Here is a 25,728-nt window from a genome sequence, read left to right as displayed (position 1 = left end):
CTTTCAACCCGCGCCCCGACACTGTCCGTATGGACGCACTCTGCTTCGATATGTACGGCACGCTCTGCGACACGTCCAGCGTCACCACCGCGCTCCGCCGCGAACTCGACGCGAGCGCCGCGCACGCAGCGAACATCGACGCGACCTGGCGTCAACGCCAGCTCGAATACGCCCAGCAGCGCTCCCAGATGGACGACTACGCGACGTTCCGCGCAGTCACCGCGGACGCGCTCGACTACGCGCTCGACTACCACAACGAATCCCCGAGCGACCAGACGCACGCACGCATCCTCGACGCCTACGACACCCTGGATGCCTTCCCGGACGCGCTCGACGCGCTCGACGACCTCCGCGGCCGGTTCGATCTCGCCGTACTCTCGAACGGCAACCCCGAGATGCTCGAAACGCTCGCCGCCAACACCGGCATCGAGGAACGCGTCTCCCGAATTTTGAGCGCCGACGCTGTCTCCACGTTCAAACCCACGCCCGCGGTGTACGAACACGCCGCGAACGAACTCGAAAAAGGCCTCGACGAGTGTTGGCTCGTCTCCTCGAACGCCTGGGACGTCGCGGGTGCGGCGAACGCCGGCATGAACACCGCGTGGGTGAACCGGGACAACGACCCCGAAGAACGCGTCGGCGGACGCGCGACGGTCGAGGTCAACTCGCTCGCGGCGCTCTCGGACGCGCTCTAGTCTGCGTACCGCGAGACGACTGCCACCAGTCCGAACGCTACCGTGAGGCCGACTCCGACGAGCACCATTCCGATTATCGCGACGTTCAACGGGGACACCGGCAACATCAGCGGGCCGACCCCGATCTCTGAAACCCCGAGTTCCATCAGCCGCGGCTGAATCGCGAGACCGACGAGGTAGCCGAACACCCCGACGACGGCGATGGTCACGACGTACATCACTTGAATGACGCGCCGACCGGACGTTTCTTCGCGCACACTCCCTGATTCAGGCCGGAGTGAGTAGGCTTTTGCGCTCTCGTCCCGCAGATTCGAGTATGGACGAGACGGACATCCTCTTCGTCACGCTCGTCGGCGTCGCACTCCTTATGTTCGTCACGGGCTTCGTACTCGTACTGAACTAAGAGAAAAACCGAACCGCGAACTCAGTCGGCGGACTGCGCCGCGTCCGCTTCTTCTTCTTCTTCGCCGCCGTCCGGGAGTTTCGTCTGGAGTTTCTGTTCGAACCACGCCCACTCGCGAGTGAACTGACCCGTCGTCTTCAGGTTCCACGGGTCGCCGTCCTCCACACGCTTGCCGCTGCGGAAGGACTGCACCACGTTCCACAGCCAGATGATCTGCCCGACCGCCATGATAACTGCGCCCAGGGTCGCGATGCCGTGCGCGCTCACGAAGAAGCTCTGGAGCGCCTGGTGGTTACCGGCGACCATGGACAGATCGAACGTCGCGTACCGGCGCGGCATTCCGCCGTATCCGAGTATCATCATGGCGATGAACGTGATGTTCGCGCCGATGATGGAGAGCCAGAAGTGCCACTGCGCGAGCTTCTTGTTGTACAGTCGGCCCGTGATCATCGGGAAGTAGTAGTAGGTCGCGGCGAACAGCGCGAACCCGATCATTCCGAACACCATGAAGTGGAAGTGTCCGACCACGTAGTAGGTGTCGTGCATCAGGAGGTCGAACGGGATGGACGCGAGGAACACGCCCGTGACGCCGCCGAGGATGAAGTTCTGGAGCGCGCCGATAGAGAACAGCATTGGTGCTGTCAGCCGGATCTTTCCGTTCCACATCGTCGTGATCCAGTTGAACGTCTTCACTGCGCTCGGTATCGCGATAGCGAGCGAGACGGCCATGAAGCTCGCGCGGAGCCGGGGATCCATCCCCGTCGTGAACATGTGGTGCGCCCACACGCCGAAGGAGAGGACGCCGATGGCGAGCGTGGAGTAGACAACGAACTTGAATCCGAACAGCTTCCGGCCCGAGAACTTCGGGATGAGCATGCTCAAGATGCCCATCGGCGGTAGCACGAGGATGTAGACTTCCGGGTGGCCGAAGAACCAGAAGAGGTGCTGCCACAGTATCGTTCCGCCGCCTTCGACGGTGAAGAACGTCGTGCCGAAGTTACGGTCGAGCAGCAGCATGATGAGCGCCGCGCCGAGCAGCGGGAACGCGAACAGGATGATTCCGCCTGTCGTCAGAACGGTCCAGCTGAAGATGTCGACGTCCGTCCAGGGGACGTTCCGCTCCGCGACGATGGTCGCGATGAAGTTGATTCCTCCCATCGTCGTGGAGATGCCGGAGAGGTGCAGGCCGAGCAACAGCAGATCCACGCCGGGGTTCGGCATGAACAGCTGACCGCCAGCCGCCGCTTTCCCCGTGAGCGGAGCGTACATCGTCCAACTGGTCGGCGCGGGAATCACGCCGATACCGAGGGGCTTCAGGAAGTATCCCGCCCAGATGAGGAGTGTCGCGAACGGAAGGATCCAGAACGCGATCGCGTTCACCCGTGGGAACGCCATGTCTTCTGCGTCCACCAGGAGCGGGATGACGTAGTTCCCGAACGCGAACGCGAGCGGCGCGGCGAACAGGAACAGCATCGTAATCCCGTGCGTCGTGAGCAAGCCATTGTAGAGCGTCGCCCCCCCGATACCGCCGAGGATGCCGCCGACGGTGTTCAGGAAGTCCATTTTGGGCGTGACGAGCTCGAACCGCATCAACAACGCGGCCAGGCCGCCCCCAACCAGAGTTACGACGCTGTACACCAAGTAGAGAATACCGATGTCCTTGTGGTCGACCGTGGTCAGCCACCGAGTGAGTCCGCTCGGCTTCTCCGCGTGACCGTGTGCGGTTCCCTCGCCGTGGCCACCGCCACCGACGGGGGAGTAGGAGCGCCAATCCTCGAGACGCGTGAGCCAGCCGGCCACGGCCACGAGGAGCACCCCCATCAACAGGGCGAGCACCAGTTGCGGGGTGAGTTCCATGTTCGAAACTCCGAACCGGAGCGTAAAGAAAGGTTAGGTTCCGCTTGCGTGTGTGAACTAGTCCTCGATGCGCTTCGCGGCGGCGTACGTCAGGATGGCGAGCGCGACGAACCAGATCGCCAGAATCGAAATCTGGAGAACCATCCCGAACAGCCCCTCGCTCGCCCACGGATTGAACACGACGAACAGCACGGCGAAGAACGCGATGATGGCGAGGGGGATGAAGTTGACCGTCAGGTCGAGGAGCACGTCCTTATCGAGCAGGTCAGCGGTCATTAATCGGGTGTGCGCGCCGCCGACAGAAATATCTTTTCAGAATCGGCCGGTTTCGCCGAGCCAGAACCCGATACCCGCGAGAACCGCGATGACGCCACCCCCGAGGACGGCGATGGCGCGGATGCGAAGCCCCCAGTAGAGGAGCGCGCCGCCAGCGAGCGCGAACAGCGCGCCGACGACGATGGCGGGTGCCCAGATCGAGGACGCGTACTCGGACTCTCGGAGCACGCCGATGACGCTCGCTTCGAGGAGGACGACCCCGCCGACGGCGACGGGGATGAGCACACCGCCGAACAGGATGCCGAGCTCGGAGAGGACGAACCCGAGTGCGATGAACATCGGCCACGGACTCGACCGCCGGTACTGGTCGCTCAGTCCGGGTTGTTCTTCCATACCCCAAATTGCGCCGGGAGGCTTAGAAAACCCATCGTTTACGCGACGACGGCGTACGTGATGAGGAAGAAGAAGTAGACGAGCACGAGCGCGCCGAGCGCCTTGTACTGGAACAGTCGGAGGTCGTCCGCGTCCGCGCGATAGGCGTCCTCGTAGGCGTCGCGTTCCGCGGCACTCATCGCGTCCGCGTGGCTGCGGCCGACGTGGAGGTTCCGGATCTTCTCCGTGGGGAACGCGGCGTCGCAGTGCGGGCAGGTCGCGGCGTCGGCGTTCTCGGGGACGTGTGTTTCAGTCATACGTATGGGGTGGGAAGGTCTGGCTGGCTGACGATCCAGAGGCTGGTCATCGTGTACAGTACCATCACGAGCGTAACCGCGTACTGGCTGCGGAGCGCCTGAATCCGACTCGGGAACGTCTCGAACGCGATGCTGTGCGCGACCCAGATAGCGAGCAGGTGGCCGGCGAGCACGGACACCACCGGCACCGCCTGCAGCCAGCCCGGAATCGTGAGGGCGGGCACCGCGCCGGCGGTGAGCGGCGTGACCAGCGCGTGCACGAGCAGGGGGGAGAGCGCGAGGAAGTACGTGAGGTAGTGCGCGAGGTGGTAGGCGGCGGCTATCGCGAGCAGCGAGGGGGCGAACAGCCGCGCGACGTCCGCGCTCGATACGTAGGTTGGCGCGGTTCGCCGCGCGAGCCGCGCGGACGCCCGATAGACGGCGAGGAAGCCGAGGTAGCCGCCGACGAGCGCGCTCGCGTACAGCACGGGCGCGGGGACGCCCGCGGGAACGACCGCGTCCGCGAGGGCGGTCCAGGCGGGCGTGGACGTGAGGCCGTCGAACGTGGTCGCCCAGACGAGCGCGACGACGAACCCGACCTCCGAGCGGTCTGCGAGCAGGTCGTCGACGAGGCCCGCACCCGGCAACCGCAGGCTGAGGCCGTCGCCGGTGCGCGTGACGGGCGCGACCGCGCCGTACAGCCGGAAGATGCGGGAGATGGGGTCGACGCGTTCGAACCAGTCCGTAACGCCGAAGACGGCGCTTCCGGCGAGCGCGACCGCGAGGTAGGCGAGCGCGACGACGGCGAGGACGCGCGGATCGTCCGCGAGCGGACTCGTCACCTCCACGTAGACGAGCACGAGGAGGAACGCGACGCTCGGCCACGCGCCCAACCGTTCGGGGTACTCTCGGACGCCGTCTCCGAGCGGGCGCGCGAGCGTTCGGAACGGGTCGACCGCGGGCCACGTGTTCCCGACGAGGTACGTCGTCATCGCGTATCCCGCCCACCAGCCCGCCCACACCACCACGATGGCCGCGGACGCCATCGGTGCGGTCGGCCCGAAGAAGCCGGAAACGACGACGAGCAGCAGTCCGCCGAGGCCGACGACCCGGCCGGCCCAGGCGAGCGCCGACCCTGGAACCCGGACGCGCCGGCCGAGTTCGTGGACGTGCTCGATGAACGCGCGATCCGTCGCGAAACTCGCGAGGAGGAAGGACGCGCCGACGACCCCGCCGCCGGTGAACAGGAACAGCCACGTCGGCACCGCCATCCGCTCCGGTGCCGCGCCTGACAGGCCGCCCGCGTGCGCGAGCGCAGTGCCCGTGTACGCGACGAGCGCACTCGCCGCCGCAGCGGTTCCCGTGACGGCGCGCAGCCGGCCACTCATAGCTCTCCCTTCGCCCGCCCGGGTACTGTCGGTTTCGAAACGCGGTTGGGAGGCTTTTTGGTGGTCGCCGAACAACAGCCGGCTATATGACCGCAGACGAGTCAGGTGGACACGGCTTCCTGCCAGCCGTCCGTGATTTCCCGCGCGGGTACGGCGAAGCAAGCTGGTGGCCCTTTATCGGCGCTATCGGCGCGAGCGGCCTCTACCTCGGCGCGATGCTGTACGTGTTCGCGCACGGCGAGAACAACCTCCTCGGCAGCACGACACCCGGGCTCGCGGTGTTCGGCGCCTCCGCCGTCGTGTTCGTCATAGGACTGTTCGGCTGGATGTACCACGCGTTCGCGTACAAGTTCTGGGAGAACGAATCCCACAACGATGGGTCGAGCCTGCGCTGGGGGATGGTGTTGTTCCTTACGACCGACATCGCCACGTTCGGCTCCGGATTCGCGTACTACTTCTTCATCCGTTCCGGCGCCTGGGGTGAAGGGACGCTCCCGCACGGCGGCATCTTCGGGTCGCTCGTCGTCGTGAACACGTTCCTCCTCATCCTCTCCAGTTTCACCTTCCACTGGGCTGAAAAACGCCTCGCGAAGGACGACCACCGCGGGTTCGTCGCCGGCCTCGCCATCACGCTCCTCCTCGGCATCGTCTTCCTCGGCGGCCAGGTCTACGAGTACTACGAGTTCATCGTCCACGAGGGCTTCACGCTCACCACGGGAATATTCGGTAGCGCCTTCTTCGGCCTCACTGGCCTTCACGGCCTCCACGTGACGCTCGGAACGCTCCTCATCGCAATCGTCCTCTTCCGCGCGCTCCGCGGTCAGTTCTCCAGCGACCGTCACGCCGCAGTTACCACCGTCTCCTGGTACTGGCACTTCGTGGACGCGGTCTGGATCTTCCTCGTGCTCGCGCTCTACGTCGGCGGCCAGATCGGAACCGAACTCAGCGTCAACCTCTAACCGCGGTCTTTCTCCGCTCATCACTTCCGTCACTACCAGCGCGAGCACCCTCGGAGCGCGCCGTTCGCCGTCGAAGAACCCGGAGGCGTCTTCTAGCTATCGAGACCGCGGAGCGCCGCCTCGATGGGCGTGTCCCCGCTCAGAAGCTCGAACGTCTCGCCGTGCGTCTCCGGAACCGTGAGCGCTTCGACGAGCGTGGTGGCGGTGTCCGCACGCGGAATCGTGGCGTCGCCCCGGTCGAGGTTCGCGCCGACCCGAACTCGTCCCGTGCCGCGGTCGTCGGTGAGCGCGCCCGGCCGCACGACCGTGTACGTGAGCGTGCTGTCGCGGAGGTAGTCGTCCGCCTCGGCCTTCGCCCGCAAGTACTCTCGGAGCGCCTCGGGACTCTCCTCGGGGCGGTCGGCGTTCATCGCAGACAGCATCACGAAACGCTCCGCGTCCGCGGTTTCGGCGGCGTCCACGCAGGAGATCGCGCCGTCCCGGTCGACGCCCCAGACGTCCTCGCCGCTCGACCCCGCGGCGAACACGACGCCGTCGCACTCCCCGAGCGCCGCGTCGAGGCTCTCCCGGTCCGTCACGTCACCCCGAACGGGATCGCCGCCCCACGACGCTACGTCGTCGACGTACTCGGGTTTCCTGACGAGTCCCACCGCCTCGTGACGCGAGTGGTTCGCGAGTGATCTGACGACGTGCCGTCCGACCTGTCCGTGTGCGCCGGTAACGAGTACGCGCATACCGGCCGGTAGTCAGCGCATAGGCAAGTGCCTGCTGTCGGCAGCGAGAATCGAGAAGAAACGAGGCGGCGAGGCCGCGTTACGCGCTCGCGTTCGCGGTGGTGTTCGTCGCGCCGTTCGCCGCGAGGAACTGCTCGTACTCGGACTGGCTGACGACCTTCACCGACCCGAGCATCTGGGAGTGCGCCGCGCCACAGAACTCGGCGCAGTAGAGCACGTACGGCCGGTCGCGCTCCGCGTCCGTGAGCGTCGTCTGTAAGACGTTCACGCGCGACGGCATCACGTCCTGCTTCAGTCCGAGATCGGGCACGTGCACCGCGTGCACCACGTCCTCGCTGTGCAGGCGGAGGACGACCGTGCGGTCGTCGGGCAGTACCATCTGGCTGCTCACCGTGAAGTTCGTGAGCGTCTGCTCGGTTCCGTTGACGGTCACCGTCTCGTTATCGACCGGGTACTCGAACCGCCAGCCCCACTGGTAGGCGATGACGTCCACGACGACTGGGTTCTCCTCGGCCATCGTTTCGTTTACCGTGTCACCCGTCGTGGTGACGCCGGGCGCGGCGAGCCCGCCGTACGCGGCGATCCCGACGAACAGCAGAACTACCGCGGTCGCGGCGGTCCACGTGATTTCGAGCCGCCGGTTCTCCTTCGTCGGTTTCGGTTCGTCGGATTTCCGGAACTTCCAGACGGTGTAGAAGAGCGCGGCCTCGACGAGAATCGTAATCGGGAGCGCGGCCGCGAGCAGGACGTTTCCTACGCTGGTGATCGCGTCCAGGGAGTTCGAGGGGGCTGCCGCCGCGGGCGCGACAGCGAGCGCGAGCAACCCGAGTCCCGCCACCGTCCGGGAGACCAACCGCTTTCCTCTCATATAGGTCTATGGTTGGGGAACTGGGTTAATAATACTGCTGTCTTCCGGGTATCGAGAAGCAAGCGGGCAGTACAAGTACGGGGACGCGCAATCCCTAGACGAGAACCGTGTCCCTAACTTCGTCGGACGCGCGCGTTCGGTTCACGCGGCTGCTCGTCGCAACGACGATGGGCGTGTACGCACTCGTCGTCGTGGGTGCGACGACAGCCATCACGGACGCCGCGCGGTCGTGCACGACGTGGCCGGCGTGCGGCGGCCAGTGGCTCCGGGTGTCCTCGTTCGACCTCGCCATCGTCTGGGGGCATCGACTGACCGCTGCGCTCGTCGCCGTGCTCGTGCTCGCGACGCTCGCGCTCGCGTGGTACAACGACGAACCGCGGCGCGTCCAGGCCGCCATCGCCGGTGCCGTCCTCCTCTACCCCCTCCAGATAGGCATCGGCGCGTTCGCCGCCGTCTCCGGAACGCCCGCGACCGTGTCCGCCCTCCACCTCGTCGTCGGTCTCGCTATCTTCGCTGGGCTCGTCCTCGCGCTCGCGTGGACGCTCGAAGCGCAGACCGCCGACCTCCCGTCCAGCGAGTCCGAACCCCGCGAGGGCGACGCCGACCCCGACCCCGCGATTACGGTGTCCGGCCCGGTCGCGACGGCGTACGCCTACTTCCGCCTGATGAAACCCCGGCTGATGTGGCTGCTCTGCCTCGTCGCCGGCGCGGGAATGGCGCTCGCCGCCGGCCCCGGGCTCGGCGTCGAAACCGTGTTCTGGACGTTCCTCGGCGGCGTGCTCTCCATCGGCGCGAGCGGGACGTTCAATCACGTGCTCGAACGCGACATCGACGAGAAGATGAACCGCACGAACGACCGCCCGACCGTCACCGACGAAGTGCCGGTTCGGAACGCGGTCGCGTGGGGCGTCTTCCTCGCCGCTGCGTCCGTGTGGGCGTTCCTCCACCTCAACCTCCTCGCCGCCGGCCTCGGCGTCGCCGCCATCCTCTTCTACTCCGTCGTGTACACGCTCGTCCTCAAGCCGAACACGGTGCAGAACACCGTCATCGGCGGAGTCGCGGGCGCGCTCCCCGCGCTCATCGGCTGGGTCGCCGTCGCGAACGCCATCGAACTCCCCGCGCTCGCGCTCGCCGGCGTCATCTTCCTCTGGACGCCCGCGCACTTCTACAACCTCGCGCTCGCCTACAAGGACGACTACGCCCGCGGCGGGTTCCCGATGATGCCCGTCGTCCGCGGCGACGCCCCCACCCGGAAACACATCGTCTACTACCTCGGCGCGACCCTGATGGCCGCCGCCGTGCTCGCGTGGGTGTCCCGCCTCGGCTTCCTGTTCGCCGCCACCAGCCTCGGTCTCGGCGCGCTCTTCCTCTGGATGGTCGTCCGCCTCCACCGCGAGCGCGACCGCTCCGCCGCGATGCGGGCGTTCCACGCGTCGAACGCCTACCTCGGCGCGGTGCTCGTCGCCATCGCCGCGGACGCCCTCCTCGTCCTCTAATCGGAACCCTTAGTGCCGCATTCGCGTTAGCCTCGCGCATGGAACCGGTCGTCGCCGCGGACGACGTGTCGAAGTCGTACGACGGGACGCGCGCGCTCGACGGCGTCTCCCTCGCCCTGCCTCCCGGCGAGGTGTTCGCGCTCATCGGCCCGAACGGCGCGGGGAAGACCACGCTCGTCCGGTGTCTCACCGGCACCGCTACACCCGACACGGGGTCGGTGTCGCTGCTCGGCGAGTCGCCCCGCGAGTCGGGCCGCGAACGCCTCGGACTGCTCCCGCAGTCGTTCGACCCGCCGGACCGCCTCACGCCCCGCGAACTCGTCGCGTACTACGCCGGCCTCTACGAGGACGCCCGCGACCCCGCCGACGCCCTGCGCGAGGTCGGCGTCGACCCGGAGACGGACACCTGGTACGGCGACCTCTCCGGCGGCGAACAGCGCCGCACCGCCGTCGCGTGCGCGCTCGTGAACGACCCCGACGTATTGTTCGTTGACGAACCGACCACGGGCGTGGATCCCGCCGGCCGCCGCGACCTCTGGAGCGTCTTCGAATCGCTCGCGGACGCCGGCACCACCATCTTCCTCACAACGCACTACATGGCCGAAGCGGAGCGTCTCGCCGACACCGTCGGCCTGCTCGCGGACGGTCGTCTCGTCGCGACGGGCGACCCCGAGAGCCTCGTCGCCGAGTACGGGGGCGAGAGCCGAGTCGTCGTCGAGACCGACGCGGATCCTGACGCGTTCGCCGGGAGCGACTTCGCGCCGCGCGCAACCGACGACGGGCTCGTGTTCGAGGGCGTGCCCGCGACCGACATCGGCGGAGTCGTCTCCGCGTTCGAGTCCCGCGGTCTCGCGTTCGGCGCGGTGGCGTGGCGCGAACCCGACCTCGAAGACGTCTACCTCGCGCTCGCCGACGACACGGCACACGAGCTGGCGGACCGACGGACGGGCGATGCGGAGGTGGTTCGGTGAGTTCGATCGACCGCGTCCGCGCGGAGTTCCGCGCGTCCCTGAAATCGTTCCTGCGGCGGCGGACGGCGGTGTTCTTCACGTTTTTCTTCCCCGTCCTCCTCATCGTCATCTTCGCCGGTCTGGTTCGCACCGGGGGCGGCGGCACGGGACTCTTCTCGCAGCCGCCGGGCTACTACGTCCCCGCATACCTCGCCACCGTCGTCCTGTTCACGCCGCTCTCCCGAGTGGGGAGCACGGTCGCCCGACACCGGGAGGGTGCGCGCTTCGAGAAACTCTCTACGACGCCGCTCGCGGCCTGGGAGTGGCTCGCGGCGCACACGCTCGTGAACGCCGCGCTCATCGCCGCCGCGTGCGCCGTGCTCGTCGGCGCGCTCGCCGCCACCGGCGCGGACTTCGCGCTCAGTCCGTGGCTCGCCGTCTTCGTCCCCACTGCATCGGTGCTGTTCTGCGGTATCGGCGCGGTGCTCGGGAGTCTCGCCGACTCGCAGGACGGCGCGATCTCCATGTCGAACGGCGTCGCCCTCCCGCTCCTCTTCCTCTCCGATACGTTCGTCAGCCCCGCGGCGCTCCCCGAGTGGTTCGTCCCGCTCCTGAACCTCAGTCCGCTCACGTACTTCGCGCGCGGCGTCCGCGCCGCGACCTACACCGGCGGCGACCCCACTCCCGAGTTCGCTGTCACGCTCGCGCTCGCCGCGCTCGCGTTCCTCGCCGGCGTGTACGCGCTCCCGTGGCGCGAGTAGGTATCGGAGGGGTTATCCGTGGCGTCCCGCTAACTCAGATAGACGGCACGGTCTGTCGGTCACCTTTCAGCCCGCCTCGCGGGTCACGCACCGGCCGACCTACCCCGTCTACTCTAACAACTCGCGAGCGACAGCTACCGCGGCACGGCCGAGTAGACGTGGTTCAGCATCCAGTACGTGACGACGCCGAGGAAGAGACTGAGCGACCACGCCGCCGCGGCGATGCGGCCCACGCGGGGGTGGAGCGTGTCGCCGAGGCGGTCGATGGGCTGGGTGAGGCCGAGCACGACGGCGTGCAGGACGACGGGAACCGACACCGCGGAGAGGAAGATGTGGACGGCGAGCATCAGGAGGTACGCGCCGTACACGATGGACTCGTAGTCCGCGAGGAACTGGCCCTGTCGGATGACGATCTCCTTCTCGTAGCCGCCGCCGACCTTCCAGAGGTAGAGCACGAGGAAGACCATGATGAGCGAGAACGCGGTGAGCATCGCCGCGCGGTGCTGGCGGAGGCGGCGCTGCTTCACGAGGTAGACGCCGAGGAGGAGCGCGCTCAGCGCGAGCGTGTTGACGGCGGCGATGAGGTGGCTGAACAGGTCGACCGTCTCCTTCCCGATGGTGGGGACGGGGAGGACGCCACCGAACGCGCCGAACACGAGTGCGTACCCGAGAATCGAGAGTGCGATTGTGAGCGTGCGCGGGTTCTCCCGGGCCCAGTCGCGGAAGCCTGCCATACCCCGAATTCGTCCGGCGGCGCCTACGGTGTTTCGCTTTCCCGACCACAACTATGGTTGCCTAAGTACAATTAGGATATAATAGGTTCCGTTAGAGTGAAACCCGCTACCGGTGATTCTCCGCGTATGAGTGAGAGTTCGGAACGCAAGATCCGCTGCCTCGTCGCGAAGGTCGGTCTCGACGGTCACGACCGCGGCGCGCACGTCATCGCGCGCGCCTTCCGCGACGCCGGGTTCGAGGTCATCTACTCCGGCCTCCACCAGGCGCCCGAGGACATCGTACAGGCCGCCGTACAGGAGGACGTTGACGTCGTCGGCATCAGCATCCTCTCCGGCGCACACAACACGCTCGTCCCGAAAGTCATCGAGGGCTTAGAGGAGTACGGCGCGTTCGACGACACGCTCGTGCTCGTCGGCGGCATCATCCCCGACGAAGACCGCGACGAACTCGAAGACGCCGGCGTCGACGCCATCTTCGGCCCCGGCACGCCGATGGAAGAGACTATCCAGTTCATCCGCGAACACGCGCCCGAACGCTAGATGGCACCTCCAGAACTGGTCGCGGACCTCCTCGACGGACAGCACCGAGCGCTCGCGCGCGCCATCACCAAGATAGAGAACCGCAGCGAGGGCTACCGCGACATCGTCGCCGCGCTCCACGACCACACCGGCCACGCGGACGTCGTCGGCATCACCGGCAGCCCCGGCGCCGGGAAGTCCACGCTCGTCGACAAACTCGCGGCCGAGTACCGCGAGCGCGGCCTGACGGTCGGCATCATCGCCGTCGACCCGTCCAGTCCCTTCTCGGGCGGTGCGGTGCTCGGCGACCGCATCCGGATGGGGTCGAACGTCGGCGACATGGACGTGTTCTTCCGGTCGATGAGCGCGCGCGGCACCCTCGGCGGCCTCTCCACCGCCACGAGCGACGCGGTGAAGGCGCTCGACGCGTTCGGGAAGGACAAAATACTCATCGAGACCGTCGGCGCCGGGCAGAACGAAGTGGATATCGTGAAGACCGCGGACACGGTCGCGGTGCTCGTCCCGCCGAGCAGCGGCGACGACGTGCAGATGCTCAAGGCCGGCATCCTCGAAATCGGGGACGTGTTCGTCGTGAACAAGGCCGACCTCGCCGGGAGCGACAAAACAGTACAGGAGCTCCGGGGGATGCTGGAGATGCGCGACCGCGACGAGGACGACTGGGAGGCCGACATCGTGGAGACCGTGGCGAACACGGGCGAGGGCGTCGACGAACTCCTCTCTGTGTTCGACGCGCACGCGGACTGGCTGGACGAGACCGGGAAGCGCGACGAGCTGGAGCGAAAGCGCACCGCCGAGGAGATCCGCACACTCCTGCGGAACGACGCGGGCGCGCTCGTCGAGGAGGAAGTGGAACGACGGGGCGGCATGGACGACCTCGTCGAGCGCGTCGTCCGACGGGAAACCGACCCGTACTCCGTGGCGGACGACGTGCTCGAACCGTTCCGCGACGCCGTCCGACACAACGACTAAGCGACTCGCGACCCCCACTTCTCGTATGCGTCTCCGCAGACTCCTCGCCGGCGCAGCCGGCGGTCTCGCCGGCACGGCGGCCGTGAATCGATTGCTCACCGCGCGCGCCGGCGACCTCTCCCCCGGACTGGACGGCGACCGACACACCTATCGCTGGCGCGGGTTCGACGTGGCGTACACCGAGCGCGGCGACCCGAGCGACCCCGACGTCCTCCTCCTGCACGGGATTCACGCGGCCGCGAGCACCCACGAGTTCCGCGGCATTGCGAACCGACTCGCGGAGGAGTACCACGTGCTCGCGCCCGACCTCCCCGGGTTCGGTCAAAGCGACCGGCCCGCGGTCGCGTACACGACCGACCTCTACGAGTCGTTCGTTCGCGACTTCGCTCGCGACCGAACCGAGAACGCGGTCTGTCTCGCGTCCTCACTCTCGGGCGCGCACGCGGCCATCGCCGCCGCCGACGCAGACTTCTCACGGCTCGTACTCGTCTGCCCGGCCGCCGACACCACCGTCGAGCGGCCGTGGCTGCGCGCGCTCCTCCGCGCGCCCGTCGTCGGCACCGGCCTGTTCAACCTCCTCGTCTCCAAGCCCAGCCTCGAGTACTTCGACCAGCGCGACGCCTACTACCACCCGCAGAACGTCGACTCGGAGACCGTGGACTACCAGTGGCGGACGAGCCATCAAGAGAACGCGCGGTTCGCGCCCGCGTCGTTCGTCGGCGGCTACCTCGACCCCGTCGTCGACCTGGGAAGCCAGCTCGCCGACCTCGACGCCCCCGTCACGCTCGTCTGGGGGCGCGAAGCAGAACTCACCACGCTCACCGAAGGGCGGCGGCTCGCAGAAGAAGGCGACACGCGCCTCGTCGTCGTGAACGAGGCGCGACTCACGCCGCACGCGGAACACCCCGACGTGTTCCTGTCCGCGCTCGCGCGCGAACTACCGCGGCTCGAAGACGACTGAGCGCGACTCGTCCGCGCCGCCGACCGACGCCGACACCTCGTCACCGATCTCCACCGCGTCCGCGTCCGCGAGCACGCGCCCGGTCAGCCGCACCGGCCCGAAGTCCGCGACCGCCGTCACGTACGGCGCTTCGTCCGCGAACGCCGGCGTCGGCACGTGCACCACCGTGTAGGAATCAATGGTCCCCGTCTCGGGGAGCGCGGTCTCAGTGAGGTCGCGGTCGCCGCAGTGCGGACAGACCATGCGCGGCGGCAGGCTCCCGTGGCCGTTCTCGCATTCGAGGTAGTAGCCGTCGCCCGATTCTACCGCGTCGAGGAACTCGTCGTGTCCGTCGTTCATTCTTGGACCTCCAACACGTGAACAGTCGCCGACGCGACCGTGCCGCCGGCGTTGTGCGCGACGCCCACGCGGGCGTCGGAGACGTGCTCGCTGTTGTGGTGGTCGCCGCGGAGAATGCTGGTGAGCTCCGCGAGCTGGCTGACGCCCGTCGCGCCGACCGGATGGCCCTTCGCCTTCAGGCCGCCGGAGAGATTCACCGGAAGGTCGCCGTCGCGCGTGGTGACGCCGTCCGCGGCCGCCGAAATCCCTTCGCCCTCGTCGAAGAAACCCATGCCTTCGAGCGCGAGAACCTCGGCGATGGTGAAGCAGTCGTGGACCTCCGCCACGTCCACGTCGCCGGTGCTGATGCCGGCGTCCGCGAACGCCTCGTCCGCGGCGTCGCTCGCGGCCGGCGTGCGCGCGAGCGCCTCGCGGTCGTGGAGCGCCATCTTGTCGCCGCCCTGGCCCGTCCCGGTGACGGCGACGCCCGCGTCGAGGTCGTGTTCCGCCGCGTAGGACTCGCTCACGAGCACCGCGGCGCTCGCGCCGTCCGTGATGGGACAGGCGTCGTACAGGCCGAGCGGGTTCGCGACCATCGGCGCGTCCAGCGCGTCCTCGACCGTGATTTCGCGCTGGAACTGCGCGTGTTCGTTCCCGACGGCGTTCGCGTGGTTCTTCACCGCGATTTCCGCGAGGTCTTCGCGGCTTCCGCCGTGCTCGTCGAAGTACGCGGCCGCCATCAGCGCGTACGCGCCCGGGAACGTCAGGCCCGCGCGCACCTCGTAGAGGTCGTCCGCCGCGATGGCGAGCGCCTCCGTCGTCTCCGCGGTGTCGAGGTTCGTCATGCGCTCCGCGCCGCCGACGACGAGCACGTCCGCCTCACCGTTCCGGACGTTCTGCACGGCCTGCCGGAGCGCCGCGCCGCTGGACGCGCACGCGGACTCGTAGCGCGTCGCCGGCGCGTCCACGCCGATGGCCTCCGCCATCAGCGGCCCCTGGTGGCCCTGGTGTTCGGCGATTTCGCCCATGAAGTTCCCGTAGAACACGCCCTCCACGTCCGCGGGGTCGACGCCGGCGTCGTCCAGCGCCGCCAACCCGGCCTCCGCGAAGAGGTCACGACTCGTCCGCGCGGGATGCGACCCGAAGTGAGTGAGTCCCACACCCGCGACCCGGGGGTCTGTCATACTCGAACCTACGAGAACTCACCGTAAAAACAGCGCGAAACCGGCGATGGAAATCGACGATTGACGAAACTCGGGTTCGCGGTGGCGGGCCACGAATCCGGGGGCTGGTAGTGCGGAACTGACTTGAACCGCGAGCGCCGGCGGCGCTCGCGGTGTTTTTTCGTGCAGATTTTTTGGCTGAGCGGTCGCACTTCGCGCGACCCGAAGCGAAAAAAGTGCGTTCACATCCCCATGTCGTCCGCGCGCTCGGGGACGGGGAGGTCGGCAGGGTCGGCGTGGAGGAGTTCGGCGGCGTGGTCGAGCGCCATGTCGAAGCCGTAGTAGCGTTCGAGCTCGTCGCCGTCCGCGGTCGGGCGGACTTTTAGCATCGCGTACCCCTCGATGTTCTGGGCGATGGCCGCCGTGTGGCTGTCCTTCTCGAACTCGAGGACGCGCTCCTCGTCCGTCTCGTAGTACCGGGCGGTGATGCCGTTGCCCTCAGCGGTGTCGGTCATACCCCGACCACTCCCCGAACGATTACGGGTGTTTTGGTCGAACGCCCCTCGTTCGCTTCGCTCGCCCCTTTCAATGTCCCCCCACCGCACAGCACTGCGTCGCGCCGTCTACTGCAGCAGCCGTCGCGCAATCGTGTTCCGGAAAGCCCTCCTCGCGCCGGGGGCGCTCGTCGCCCTTTTCATGTCCTCCAGGAACGCCCCCTCCGCCTACTGCATCATCCGCCGCGCAATCGTGTTCCGGAGGATTTCGCTCGTCCCCTCGTAGATTTCGTTGAGTTTGGCGTCGCGGTAGTAGCGCTCCACGTCGAAGTCCTTTGTGTAGCCGTAGCCGCCGTGAATCTGGATGGCTTCGTTCGCGACTTCCCGACTGATTTCGCTCGCGTAGAGTTTCGCCTGCGCGGCGTCCTTGATGTAGTCCTCGCCCCGAATCTTCTTGTCCGCGGCCTTGTGCATCAACATGCGCGCGGACTCGACTTTCGTGTCCATGTCCGCGAGTTTGTGCTGGATGGCCTGGAACTCGCTGATGGGCTGGTCGAACTGCTCGCGGTCTTGGGCGTATTCGAGCGAGTCTTCGAGGGCGGCGCGCGCGATGCCGATGGAGCGCGCGGCGATGGTGATGCGGCCGCCGTTCAGGGTTTCGAGCGCGTGCCGGAAGCCGTCGCCCTCCTCGCCGAGCAGCCGGCTCTCGGGGAGGCGCATGTCGTCGAACCGGAGCTCGGCGGTCGGACAGCCCTTATCGCCGAGTTTGTCCTCCGTGCCCTCGACGATGAAGCCGTCGTCCTCCTCGGGCCGGACGACGAACGTCGAAATCTCCTCGTCGCCAGTCTTCGCGAACAGCGTCACGGTGTCCGCGACCGACCCGTTCGAGATCCAGAGCTTCCCGCCGTTCACCACGTACTCGCCGCCCTCCTTCTCCGCCGTGGTCTGCATCGCGGGCACGTCGCTCCCCGCGCCGGGTTCGGAGAGCGCGAACGCGCCGATGTCCTCCCCGCGGTTCATCGCCGGCAGGTACGCTTCGACCTGGTCGTCGTCCCCGTAGTGGTAGACGACGTTCCCCGCGAGGCTCGTGTGCGCCGCGACAACGGTGCCGAGGCCGCCGCTGCCGCGCGCGATTTCCTCGAGCGCGAGCGCGTACGAGTGGTAGTCGAGGCCCGCGCCGTCGTACTCCTCGGGGAACGGCATCCCCATCAGGCCCAGTTCCCCCATCTGCTCGATGAGATCCCACGGCACCTCGTCGGTCTCGTCGATCTCCGCCGCGCGCGGTTTCACTTCCTCGTCCACGAACTCCGCTACCATCTCCCGAATCTGCTGTTGTTCCGCGCTCGGGCTGAAATCCATACACTAGTCTTTGAGTGTCAATCCTTAGGGGTTCCGTTCGCGACTCTCGCCCGGTGGCTTTTCAGTTCTGCGGCCCGTTTGTGGGGGCAATGCGCGAGCGTGCGAGCAGCCGAACCGCCGACGTGGCGTGGTGTTTCGACGCAGTCGAGGGGGTTTCGAGAACCTTCGCCATCACTGTCGACGTACTGGAGGAGCCGATGGCGTCCCGAATCTGCGTCGGGTACCTCCTGTGTCGGGTCGCGGACACCGTCGAAGACGCGGGCCACATCCCCGCGGACGAGAAGGCCGCCGTCCTCCGGACGTACGCCGACACGCTCGACCCCGCGAGCGACACGACCGTCGCGGACTTCGCTGACGCGGTCGAACCCTGGGTGCCCGCGGATCGGAACGCGGACTGGGACGTGGTCGCGAACGCCGACCGCGCGGTCGCCGCGTTCCAGAGCCTCCCCGCGGCGGACCGCAACGCGATGCTGCCGCCCGTCCGCGAACTCGTCGAGGGGATGGCGGAGTTCGTCGCGCGCCACGCCGACACCGGCGGCCTCCGCATCCGCTCCGTCGAGGAACTCGAAGAGTACTGCTGGTACGCCGCCGGCACCGTCGGCGACCTCGTGACGAACCTCCTCGTCCGCCACACGTCCCCCGAGCGCGAGCAAGTGCTCCGCGAGAACGCCGAGGACTTCGCGCTCCTCCTCCAGCTCGTGAACGTCGCGAAGGACGTCCGGGACGACTACGAGAGCGAGGACAACGTCTACCTCCCCGCGGAGTGGCTCGCCGAAGCGGGAATCGACCAGGACGCCGTGAACGACCCGGCGAACGAGGCCGAGGTCGCGGCCGTCATCGAACGCCTCGTCGGGCACGCAGACGAGTACGCGGACGGCGCGCAGACCTACCTCGAACACCTACCGCTCACGTACGGGAACACGCTCGCCGCGTGGGCCATCCCGTACCTCCTCGCCGTCGGCACGATGCGTGAACTCCGCCAGCGGCCCAGGGACGTGCTCCGGACGGGCGACGCGAAGGTGTCGAAAACGGAAGTGTTCTCGCTCATCCAGCGGTTCAGCGACGGCGTTCGCCGCGACGACCTCGACCGGCTGCGGGACGACATCGCGGACAGTCCCTACACGTACTGAGGCGCGAACGAGCACGCGACGGCCGCCGCGTCGCGGATTCGGTTCGCCCGCAGGTGCCTAGTTGCCGGCGCGGAACTCGCCGTGCTTCATCCCGAGGTAGAACGCGACGACCGAGAAGACGACCATCGAGGGCAGTACCATCATGAAGACCGTCGAAGCGGTCATCACGCTCGTGAGCGCGACCGTCGCGGCGGCGACTATCAGGACGAGCGGTCCGACAGCGCGCGGGAAGTCGTAGTCCATACGCTCCTCTCGTAGCGGACGTACCAAAACAGTTGGCAACGCGGCCTCGCGCGAGCACCGCAGTCAGCCCGGTTCGGTAGGGGCCGCCGCCGACACCGTCGGTGGTCAGTCGTCGTACTCGTAGAAGCCCTTCCCGGTCTTCTTCCCGAGGTCGCCCGCGTCGACCTTCCGCTTGAGGAGGTAGGCGGGCTTGTAGCGGTCGCCGAGCTCCTCGTGGAGCGTCTGGGTGGCGTCGAGGCAGACGTCGAGGCCGATGTGGTCGGCGAGTTCGAGCGGGCCCATCGGGACGTTCGTGCCGAGTTTCATGCCCGTGTCGATGTCCTCCTTCGTCGCGACGCCCTCGTCGAGCGCGCGGACGCCCTCGTTTATCCACGGCATCAGGATTCGGTTCGAGACGAACCCGGGTTTGTCGTCGGACTCCCAGGTCTCCTTCTCCAGGGACTCCGCGAACTCGTGCGCCAGCGCGGTCACGTCGTCGTCGGTCTTCTCGCCCGCGACGACTTCGACGCCTTTCATCACTGGCACGGGGTTCATGAAGTGCAGGCCGACAACCTGGCTCGGGCGGTCGGTCGCGGACGCGATGGTGGTGATGGAGAGCGTGCTGGTGTTCGTCGCGAGCACCACGTCCTCGTCCACGGTCGCGTCGAGGTCGGCGAAGATGTCCTGCTTGACGTCCATGTTCTCCACCGCGGCCTCCACGACGAGGTCGGCGTCCGCGAGGTCAGAGAGCGCCGTTGTTCCCGTGATCCGCTCCACGATATCGTCGCTCTCGTCCTCGGTGAGTTTCTCCTTCTTCACGAACCGCGCGAGGCTGTCCCGGATGGTGTCGAACCCGGACTCCACGAACTCCTCCTCGACGTCCCGCATCACCACGTCGTAGCCGTGGGTCGCCGCGACTTGTGCGATGCCGCTCCCCATCGTTCCCGCGCCGACCACGCCCACGGTCTCTATCTCGTCGAATCCACGCATACCGCGTTCTCGACGCGAGTCGTGCCTAAAGGTAGCGGAGTCGTCCGCTCACTCGTTCCGATACTGGTCGATGAGGAGCGTTCCGGCGCGAACGACCGCGTAGAGCACAGCTGTGACGAATGCGAGCGGGACGACGGTCGGCCATAGAACCGCGAGATCGTCAACCACGTAAATCGCGTGAACGTTGAGGGCCGCGAGTACGCGTGTGAGGATACCCAGGGCTGTGTTGAGCGCGGCGGCGAGCAGTATCCAGAACGCGAATATTCCAGCGACGACGAGGCTTTCGCCGAGCGCCCATCGGAGGCGTCCGACGAGTGAGTCCGGAATGCTAGTGGAGGGCATCGTCCGAACCTTTCACGTGCCGGATAAAAAGATTGGGTCGGGCGCGTGCGTCTTGACTGGTTTTATAGTCGGGCGCGCCGGACAGTCGCGTATGCGACCGTTCGACGACACCCCCCTCTCGCGTGACGGCAAAGTACTCATCCTCGCGTACGACCACGGCCTCGAACACGGCCCCGTGGACTTCGAGGACGTGCCCGAGACGATGGATCCCGAGACCGTCTGGGACGTGGCGACCCACGACGCGGTCACCGGGTTCGCGGTGCAGAAGGGCGTCGCGGAGGCCTACGCCGACCAGTACGACGACGTGAACCTCCTCCTGAAGCTCAACGGCACCTCGAACCTCTGGATGGGCGAACCCGACTCCGCCGTGAACTGCAGCGTGGACTACGCCGCCGAACTCGGCGCGTCCTCGGTCGGCTTCACGCTGTACGGCGGGTCGAACAACGAAATCGAGATGGCAGAGGAGTTCCGGAAGGCGCAGGAGACCGCGCGCGAGCACGACCTCCCCGTCGTGATGTGGTCGTACCCGCGCGGACAGGGCCTGAAGAACGACACCTCCCCCGGAACCATCGCGTACGCGGCGCGGCAGGCGCTCGAACTCGGCGCTGACGTGGCGAAGGTCAAGTACCCCGGGAGCAAGGACGCGATGGAGCACGCCGTCGCGGCCGCCGGCCCGACGAAGGTCGTGATGTCCGGCGGGTCGAAGACGAGCGACGAGGACTTCCTCACCACGGTCTCCGACGCTATCGACGCCGGCGCGGTGGGGCTGGCGGTCGGGCGGAACGTCTTCCAGCGCGAGAACCCCCGCGAGATGCTGGACGCGCTCGAAGCCGTCATCTTCGAGGAAGCCAGCGTCGACGAGGCGCTCGACTACCTCTGATGCACGAGGTCTTCGAGACGGTCGCGGCGGCCGCGCCCGAGATTCGTGCCGGCCTCCCGGGACGCCGCCGGAAGACCGACGGGGAGAACGAGAGCGGGGAGACCCAGCTCGCCGCGGACGTGTGGGCGGACGAGTTGCTCGAAGAACGCCTCACCGCGCTCGACTCCGTCGGCGCGTACGCGAGCGAGGAACGGGCAGACGTCGTGGACGCCGGCGACGGCGTCTCCGTCGCGGTCGACCCGCTCGACGGCTCCTCGAACCTCAAGTCGAACAACCCGATGGGAACCGTCGTTGGCGTGTACGACGCGCCGCTCCCCGCGCCCGGAACCGAACTCGTCGCCGCCGGATTCGCGCTCTACGGCCCCATCACGACGATGGTCGTCGCGGAGGGCGGATCGGAGAGCGCGGCGAGCGACGCGACGGCGACCGAGTACGTCGTCGAGGACGGCACGCCACGCGACGTGGGTTCCGTTGAACTCCCCGACGACCCGACGGTGTACGGGTTCGGCGGGCGCGTCCCCGACTGGACGGAGTCCTTCGAGGCGTTCGTGCGCGAGGTCGAGGACGAACTGAAGCTCCGGTACGGCGGCGCGATGATAGCCGACGTGAGTCAGGTGTTGACGTACGGCGGCGTCTTCGGCTACCCGGGTCTCCGCGACCGCCCCGCGGGCAAACTCCGCCTCCTCTTCGAGGGCGCGCCCATCGCGTACGTCGTCGAAGCCGCGGGCGGCGCGTCCACCGATGGCGCGCAGAGCCTCCTCGACGCGGACTGCACGGAACTCCACCAGCGGACGCCCGTGTTCGTCGGGAACGACGCGTACGTGTCGCGCGTGGAGTCCCTCTAGACCGCTATTCTCTTTAGGACGGTGTGCGTGCTGGACGCCGACACGCGCGAATCCGAGGAAGACGAGCGCGCTCCCGGTTCGCCGCCCGAGTCGTCTCGCACGTCGAACGCCGGGGCGCGTAAGGGGAAACTGTTTCAAACCGGTTCGCCGAACTGGCCAGTATGAAGGTTCGCATCGGTGCAAACGCTACCGCCGAGGAGGCGGAGGCGGTGGCCGCCGCGCTCGCCGAACACTACCGGGACGACGTCGCGGTCTTCGTCGGGGAGAGCGACACCCCCGCCGCGACCCGCGACGGGCCCGACGAGTCGGAACCAGAACAGGAGTACGAACCCACCGACCGCGAAGACGAGCTGTGGGACGAAATAGAGGAAATCCTCGAAGGCGGCCCGGAGAAGTACAAAGAACGCCTCTCCGAGCAGGGAAAACTGTTCGTCCGCGACCGCCTCGACCTCTGGTTCAACGCCGAGCAGAGCTCGGCTGGCAGCCGGACGGAGTCCGGCGACGGCGACGACGGAATTCTGTTCGAGGACGGCCGGTTCGCCGAGTGGGACTCCGACGACCAGTTGCCCGCGGACGGACTCATCACGGGCGCGGCCGAGTTCGAGGGTCGCGACCTCCACTTCATGGCGAACGACTTCACCGTGAAGGCGGGGTCGATGGCGGAGAAGGGCGTGGAGAAGTTCCTCCGGATGCAGCAGCGCGCGCTCAAGACCGGAAAGCCCGTGCTCTACCTGATGGACTCCTCCGGCGGGCGTATCGACCAGCAGTCCGGGTTCTTCGCCAACCGCGAGGGCATCGGGAAGTACTACTACAACCACTCCCAGCTGTCGGGACGCGTCCCCCAGATCTGCGTGCTCTACGGGCCGTGTATCGCCGGTGCGGCCTACACGCCCGTGTTCGCGGACTTCACCGTGATGGTGGAGGGGATGAGCGCGATGGCCATCGCCAGCCCGCGGATGGTGCAGATGGTGACCGGCGAGGACATCGACATGCAGGAACTCGGCGGCGCGCGAATGCACGCCGAGGAGTCCGGGAGCGCCGACCTCGTCGCCACCGACGAGGAACACGCCCGCGAACTCGTCGCCCAACTCACCAGCTACCTCCCGGACAACAGCGACGAGAAACCCCCGCAGACCGACGGCAGACCGCCCGAAAAGTCCCCGAAGGGAATCGACGCGGTCATCCCCGACGCCCCGAACCGCGCGTACGACATGCACGAGGTCGTAGAGCGCGTCGTCGACGCCGAGAGCTTCTTCGAACTCAAGGAATCCTACGGAAAGGAAATCCTCACCGGGTTCGGGCGCGTCGACGGCCGGCCCGTCGGCATCGTCGCGAACCAGCCCGCAGAGCGCGCGGGCGCGATCTTCCCCGACGCCGCCGAGAAGGCCGCCGAGTTCGTCTGGACCTGCGACGCCTACAACATCCCCCTCCTCTACCTCGCCGACACGCCCGGCTTCATGGCCGGTAGCGGCGTCGAGAAGGACGCCATCCTGGAGAAGGGCAAGAAGATGATTTACGCCACCAGCGCGGCGACCGTCCCCAAGCAGTGCGTCGTCGTCCGGAAGGCGTACGGCGCGGGCATCTACGCCATGAGCGGCCCCGCCTACGACCCCGAATCCACCATCGCCCTCCCGTCCGGCGAAATCGCCATCATGGGGCCCGAAGCCGCCATCAACGCCGTCTACGCCAACAAACTCAACGACATCGACGACCCAGAAGAACGCAAGAAGCGCGAACAGGAGCTCCGCGAGGAGTACCGCGAGGACATCGACGTCCACCGCATGGCGAGCGACGTGGTCATCGACGACATCGTCCCGCCGAGCACGCTCCGCGACGAACTCGTGAACCGCTTCGACTTCTACGAGACCGTCGAGAAGGACGTGCCGGACAAGAAACACGGCACCATCATCTGAACTTTTTTACCGTTCGTGTCGCGCTTTGCGCGACCACCCACGGTAAAAACCTTCACTAAAAAGGCTCGCGGCTTCGCCGCGAGTGAATCGCGCGAACTACCGGGCTCTCCGAGCCGCTCGTCCGCGCGAACGTCTTCTACTGAGTCACCCTACGGTTTCCGCGCGAACAGCAGGTAGCCGGTGTGGCCGACGCCGCCCGTGCTGGGACGGCTGCCGCGGTCGTCGAAGTCCATGTAGCGCTGGACGGTCTCGCGGGTTTCGACTTCCGCGAGGCCGGCGTCGCGCGCGGCGAGTTCGGAGTCGCGAGCGTTCTCGACGAACGGCGAGTACACCGTGAGGAAGCCGCCGCCGGCCAGGTGGTCGGGAATCCGTTCGACCAGTTCGGGCGCGTTCGGGGTGTCGAGCGTGACGAGGTCGAACTCGCCGAGGCCGTCGAGTTCGTCGGTGAGGTCGCCGGTTCGCACGTCCACCGTGTCGGATACGTCCGCGAGTTCCATGTTCTCGCGGGCGACCGCGGCGAACTCCGCCTTTCGTTCGAACGTGGTGACGGTCGCGCCGAGGCGGCCGAGGTAGGCGGCGAGCACGCCCGTGCCCGTGCCGGCGTCGAGCACGCGGTCGCCGCGCGACGCGCCCGTGTGCCCGACGACGAGACCGATGTCCTTCGGCATCATCGGCGCGCCCGTTCGCTCGAGGTGGTCGAAGAGGTCGGGGCCGCGCAGGCCGCGCACCCGGAACTCCTCGCCGAGATGGGTCTCGACGGTGTCACCGGGTTCCACGTCCTCGGGGAGGGTGATGACGCCGAGATCCGTGTGGACTTCCTCCCCGGGTTCACAGAGGAATTCGCGGTCGCCCCGAACGACCAGTATCACTCTACGCGGTCGATAGCGGCCGCGAGGTCGCCGCCGGTCGCTTCGAGCGCCTCGCGCGCTTCCTCGGCGCTCACGCCCGCGCGGGCCGCGACGAGCTCCACGTCCTCGTCCGGAATCCCGCCGGACTCCTCCTCGCTGGATTCGACCTCGCCCGCGGTGCTCTCGCGCTCCTCGGGCTCGCCGATGACCTGGTAGGTCTCCTGTCCGCGCGCGTCCATTCGCGTCACGTCCGCGTCGTCGAACACGAGCTCAGACCCGTCTTCGAGTCGAATCACGACCTCCGTGGCGTCGAGTTCGTCCACGTCGATCCCCATCTGTTCCATCATCTGCTTCATCTTGCGCGGATTCATCCCGCCGCCTCCTCCAAACATACCCGGAGAGTTACGCCGCGCGGCAAAAAACATGGCGGGTCGGGCCGACAGCGCTCGCGTCACTCGGTTACTCGTCGTCGCCGCCCGCGCCCTCTCGCACTTTCACGGCCATCCCGGAGTCGAAGTCCAGCATGCCCTGCGCGTCGAGTTCGGCGCGGCCGACGGCGATGACCTCGCCGCGCTCGTGTTCGACGACGACCTCGTCTTCGGGCCGGATGGCGTCGTCCGCGGCCGTGACGAACTTCGCGAAGACGTTCCGGCCGTCGCGGACGAACGGCTCGCTCTCGTCGCCGACGGTCACCTGGTAGCCGTCGACTGCGTCGTAGAGGCGGCGGCCGCCCGCGATGCCGAGCGTGAACCGGCCGTCCATGCCGACGGAGACGAGGCGGCCGTCGTCGCTCGCGACCTGCCGCGGCCGCCCCGACGCCGAGCGCTCCACGCGGAACTCCTCGCCGTCCGGGAACAGCGCGTCGTCCGCTCCGCGACCGAACTGGTAGACCGCCATCCGCCGCAGCACCGCGAACTCGTCCATACCCGTTCAGGGATCGCGACCCGCAAAACCCCGTCGAACCG

General features: G+C 67.5%; 32 protein-coding genes. 13 read left to right on the top strand and 19 right to left on the bottom strand.

What is annotated here, in order from left to right:
• The first annotated feature begins 29 nt into the window (after positions 1 to 29).
• Positions 30 to 695, top strand: a complete 666-nt coding sequence (locus FQU85_RS01665) for a haloacid dehalogenase type II (protein WP_168219918.1) — start codon at positions 30 to 32, stop codon at positions 693 to 695.
• Here FQU85_RS01665 and FQU85_RS01660 read toward each other — a convergent pair.
• Positions 692 to 952 (bottom strand): hypothetical protein, encoded by a 261-nt coding sequence (locus FQU85_RS01660; protein WP_145843813.1) that lies wholly within the window; start codon positions 950 to 952, stop codon positions 692 to 694. The two genes, FQU85_RS01665 and FQU85_RS01660, sit on opposite strands and share 4 nt — an antisense overlap.
• A 20-nt stretch (positions 953 to 972) precedes the next feature.
• On the opposite strand from FQU85_RS01660, the gene FQU85_RS13675 reads away from it, so the two are divergent.
• Complete coding sequence (locus FQU85_RS13675; protein ID WP_255473797.1) at positions 973 to 1,098, top strand: hypothetical protein; 126 nt, start codon at positions 973 to 975, stop codon at positions 1,096 to 1,098.
• Between the two features lie 21 nt (positions 1,099 to 1,119).
• Here FQU85_RS13675 and FQU85_RS01655 read toward each other — a convergent pair whose 3' ends face one another.
• The 5 genes from FQU85_RS01655 to FQU85_RS01635 are packed head-to-tail and all read right to left on the bottom strand — an operon-like array spanning position 1,120 to position 5,287.
• Complete coding sequence (locus tag FQU85_RS01655; protein ID WP_240792440.1) at positions 1,120 to 2,955, bottom strand: cbb3-type cytochrome c oxidase subunit I; 1,836 nt, start codon at positions 2,953 to 2,955, stop codon at positions 1,120 to 1,122.
• 57 nt (positions 2,956 to 3,012) lie between these two features.
• A complete protein-coding gene (locus tag FQU85_RS01650; protein WP_145843812.1) occupies positions 3,013 to 3,231 on the bottom strand; it encodes a DUF6684 family protein in 219 nt (72 codons plus the stop codon).
• 36 nt (positions 3,232 to 3,267) lie between these two features.
• Positions 3,268 to 3,624: a hypothetical protein gene (locus FQU85_RS01645; RefSeq protein WP_145843811.1), complete on the bottom strand. Its 357-nt coding sequence runs from the start codon at positions 3,622 to 3,624 to the stop codon at positions 3,268 to 3,270.
• 38 nt (positions 3,625 to 3,662) lie between these two features.
• Positions 3,663 to 3,920, bottom strand: coding sequence for a C2H2-type zinc finger protein (locus FQU85_RS01640; protein ID WP_145843810.1), 258 nt, complete (start codon positions 3,918 to 3,920; stop codon positions 3,663 to 3,665).
• Positions 3,917 to 5,287: a hypothetical protein gene (locus tag FQU85_RS01635; protein ID WP_145843809.1), complete on the bottom strand. Its 1,371-nt coding sequence runs from the start codon at positions 5,285 to 5,287 to the stop codon at positions 3,917 to 3,919. Before FQU85_RS01635 ends, FQU85_RS01640 begins: the two co-directional genes overlap by 4 nt.
• 86 nt (positions 5,288 to 5,373) lie before the next feature.
• On the opposite strand from FQU85_RS01635, the gene FQU85_RS01630 reads away from it, so the two are divergent.
• On the top strand, positions 5,374 to 6,246 hold the full coding sequence (locus FQU85_RS01630) for a heme-copper oxidase subunit III (RefSeq protein WP_145843808.1): 873 nt from the start codon (positions 5,374 to 5,376) through the stop codon (positions 6,244 to 6,246).
• 92 nt (positions 6,247 to 6,338) lie between these two features.
• Here the strand turns inward: FQU85_RS01630 and FQU85_RS01625 are convergent, their stop codons facing one another.
• Positions 6,339 to 6,980, bottom strand: coding sequence for an SDR family oxidoreductase (locus tag FQU85_RS01625; RefSeq protein WP_145843807.1), 642 nt, complete (start codon positions 6,978 to 6,980; stop codon positions 6,339 to 6,341).
• Between the two features lie 79 nt (positions 6,981 to 7,059).
• Complete coding sequence (coxB, locus tag FQU85_RS01620) at positions 7,060 to 7,848, bottom strand: cytochrome c oxidase subunit II (RefSeq protein WP_145843806.1); 789 nt, start codon at positions 7,846 to 7,848, stop codon at positions 7,060 to 7,062.
• Positions 7,849 to 8,015: 167 nt separating this feature from the next.
• Here coxB and cyoE point away from each other — a divergent pair, with 167 nt between their 5' ends.
• From cyoE to FQU85_RS01605, 3 genes are read left to right on the top strand one after another with little or no spacing between them, the layout of a single operon-like run.
• Positions 8,016 to 9,344, top strand: a complete 1,329-nt coding sequence (gene cyoE / locus FQU85_RS01615; protein ID WP_145848678.1) for a heme o synthase — start codon at positions 8,016 to 8,018, stop codon at positions 9,342 to 9,344.
• 38 nt (positions 9,345 to 9,382) lie between these two features.
• Complete coding sequence (locus FQU85_RS01610; protein ID WP_145843805.1) at positions 9,383 to 10,315, top strand: ABC transporter ATP-binding protein; 933 nt, start codon at positions 9,383 to 9,385, stop codon at positions 10,313 to 10,315.
• Positions 10,312 to 11,055, top strand: coding sequence for an ABC transporter permease (locus FQU85_RS01605; protein WP_145843804.1), 744 nt, complete (start codon positions 10,312 to 10,314; stop codon positions 11,053 to 11,055). Before FQU85_RS01610 ends, FQU85_RS01605 begins: the two co-directional genes overlap by 4 nt.
• A gap of 134 nt (positions 11,056 to 11,189) precedes the next feature.
• Here the strand turns inward: FQU85_RS01605 and FQU85_RS01600 are convergent, their stop codons facing one another.
• A complete protein-coding gene (locus FQU85_RS01600) occupies positions 11,190 to 11,789 on the bottom strand; it encodes a DUF420 domain-containing protein (RefSeq protein ID WP_145843803.1) in 600 nt (199 codons plus the stop codon).
• A 126-nt stretch (positions 11,790 to 11,915) separates the two neighbouring features.
• Here FQU85_RS01600 and FQU85_RS01595 point away from each other — a divergent pair, with 126 nt between their 5' ends.
• From FQU85_RS01595 to FQU85_RS01585, 3 genes are read left to right on the top strand one after another with little or no spacing between them, the layout of a single operon-like run.
• Positions 11,916 to 12,329 carry a cobalamin B12-binding domain-containing protein gene (locus tag FQU85_RS01595; protein ID WP_145843802.1) on the top strand — a complete coding sequence of 138 codons (414 nt, stop codon included), beginning with the start codon at positions 11,916 to 11,918 and terminating at the stop codon, positions 12,327 to 12,329.
• Entirely contained in the window at positions 12,330 to 13,298 is a 969-nt protein-coding gene (meaB, locus tag FQU85_RS01590; protein WP_145843801.1) for a methylmalonyl Co-A mutase-associated GTPase MeaB, read from the top strand.
• Between the two features lie 25 nt (positions 13,299 to 13,323).
• Positions 13,324 to 14,259 (top strand): alpha/beta fold hydrolase, encoded by a 936-nt coding sequence (locus FQU85_RS01585; protein WP_145843800.1) that lies wholly within the window; start codon positions 13,324 to 13,326, stop codon positions 14,257 to 14,259.
• On the opposite strand, the gene FQU85_RS01580 is transcribed toward FQU85_RS01585, so the two are convergent.
• The 4 genes from FQU85_RS01580 to FQU85_RS01565 form a co-directional block, all read right to left on the bottom strand.
• Positions 14,236 to 14,598: a Zn-ribbon domain-containing OB-fold protein gene (locus FQU85_RS01580; protein WP_145843799.1), complete on the bottom strand. Its 363-nt coding sequence runs from the start codon at positions 14,596 to 14,598 to the stop codon at positions 14,236 to 14,238. The genes FQU85_RS01585 and FQU85_RS01580 overlap by 24 nt on opposite strands.
• Positions 14,595 to 15,761, bottom strand: coding sequence for a thiolase domain-containing protein (locus FQU85_RS01575; RefSeq protein ID WP_145843798.1), 1,167 nt, complete (start codon positions 15,759 to 15,761; stop codon positions 14,595 to 14,597). The genes FQU85_RS01580 and FQU85_RS01575 overlap by 4 nt, the downstream gene beginning before the upstream one ends.
• Positions 15,762 to 15,982: 221 nt before the next feature.
• Positions 15,983 to 16,255 carry a hypothetical protein gene (locus FQU85_RS01570; RefSeq protein WP_145843797.1) on the bottom strand — a complete coding sequence of 91 codons (273 nt, stop codon included), beginning with the start codon at positions 16,253 to 16,255 and terminating at the stop codon, positions 15,983 to 15,985.
• Between the two features lie 207 nt (positions 16,256 to 16,462).
• Positions 16,463 to 17,593: an acyl-CoA dehydrogenase family protein gene (locus FQU85_RS01565; RefSeq protein WP_145843796.1), complete on the bottom strand. Its 1,131-nt coding sequence runs from the start codon at positions 17,591 to 17,593 to the stop codon at positions 16,463 to 16,465.
• 89 nt (positions 17,594 to 17,682) lie between these two features.
• Between FQU85_RS01565 and FQU85_RS01560 the strand changes: the two genes are divergently transcribed.
• Positions 17,683 to 18,723: a phytoene/squalene synthase family protein gene (locus FQU85_RS01560; RefSeq protein ID WP_145843795.1), complete on the top strand. Its 1,041-nt coding sequence runs from the start codon at positions 17,683 to 17,685 to the stop codon at positions 18,721 to 18,723.
• Positions 18,724 to 18,780: 57 nt separating this feature from the next.
• On the opposite strand, the gene FQU85_RS01555 is transcribed toward FQU85_RS01560, so the two are convergent.
• The 3 genes from FQU85_RS01555 to FQU85_RS01545 all read right to left on the bottom strand — a co-directional run bounded on the left by FQU85_RS01555 (position 18,781) and on the right by FQU85_RS01545 (position 20,277).
• The gene (locus tag FQU85_RS01555) at positions 18,781 to 18,966 is read right to left on the bottom strand and encodes a hypothetical protein (protein WP_145843794.1); all 186 of its coding nucleotides are present in this window, start codon (positions 18,964 to 18,966) and stop codon (positions 18,781 to 18,783) included.
• Positions 18,967 to 19,071: 105 nt separating this feature from the next.
• Entirely contained in the window at positions 19,072 to 19,935 is an 864-nt protein-coding gene (locus FQU85_RS01550; protein WP_145843793.1) for a 3-hydroxyacyl-CoA dehydrogenase family protein, read from the bottom strand.
• A 48-nt stretch (positions 19,936 to 19,983) separates the two neighbouring features.
• Positions 19,984 to 20,277, bottom strand: a complete 294-nt coding sequence (locus tag FQU85_RS01545) for a hypothetical protein (RefSeq protein WP_145843792.1) — start codon at positions 20,275 to 20,277, stop codon at positions 19,984 to 19,986.
• Positions 20,278 to 20,368: 91 nt separating this feature from the next.
• Between FQU85_RS01545 and FQU85_RS01540 the strand changes: the two genes are divergently transcribed.
• From FQU85_RS01540 to FQU85_RS01530, 3 genes are all read left to right on the top strand, one after another.
• The gene (locus tag FQU85_RS01540) at positions 20,369 to 21,157 is read left to right on the top strand and encodes a class I fructose-bisphosphate aldolase (protein ID WP_145843791.1); all 789 of its coding nucleotides are present in this window, start codon (positions 20,369 to 20,371) and stop codon (positions 21,155 to 21,157) included.
• Complete coding sequence (locus FQU85_RS01535; RefSeq protein WP_145843790.1) at positions 21,157 to 22,002, top strand: class 1 fructose-bisphosphatase; 846 nt, start codon at positions 21,157 to 21,159, stop codon at positions 22,000 to 22,002. Before FQU85_RS01540 ends, FQU85_RS01535 begins: the two co-directional genes overlap by 1 nt.
• A 161-nt stretch (positions 22,003 to 22,163) precedes the next feature.
• On the top strand, positions 22,164 to 23,915 hold the full coding sequence (locus FQU85_RS01530; protein WP_145843789.1) for an acyl-CoA carboxylase subunit beta: 1,752 nt from the start codon (positions 22,164 to 22,166) through the stop codon (positions 23,913 to 23,915).
• Between the two features lie 149 nt (positions 23,916 to 24,064).
• On the opposite strand, the gene FQU85_RS01525 is transcribed toward FQU85_RS01530, so the two are convergent.
• The 3 genes from FQU85_RS01525 to FQU85_RS01515 all read right to left on the bottom strand — a co-directional run bounded on the left by FQU85_RS01525 (position 24,065) and on the right by FQU85_RS01515 (position 25,687).
• A complete protein-coding gene (locus FQU85_RS01525) occupies positions 24,065 to 24,784 on the bottom strand; it encodes a tRNA (adenine-N1)-methyltransferase (protein WP_145843788.1) in 720 nt (239 codons plus the stop codon).
• A complete protein-coding gene (locus FQU85_RS01520; protein WP_145843787.1) occupies positions 24,781 to 25,155 on the bottom strand; it encodes a nascent polypeptide-associated complex protein in 375 nt (124 codons plus the stop codon). The genes FQU85_RS01525 and FQU85_RS01520 overlap by 4 nt, the downstream gene beginning before the upstream one ends.
• 67 nt (positions 25,156 to 25,222) lie before the next feature.
• Entirely contained in the window at positions 25,223 to 25,687 is a 465-nt protein-coding gene (locus FQU85_RS01515) for a PUA domain-containing protein (RefSeq protein ID WP_145843786.1), read from the bottom strand.
• Positions 25,688 to 25,728 lie beyond the last annotated feature (41 nt).

It is taken from the genome of Salarchaeum sp. JOR-1, assembly GCF_007833275.1.
GTDB lineage: Archaea > Halobacteriota > Halobacteria > Halobacteriales > Halobacteriaceae > Salarchaeum.
Note: the sequence above shows the minus strand (reverse complement) of the source record. Positions and strands in the feature narration are given on the sequence as shown.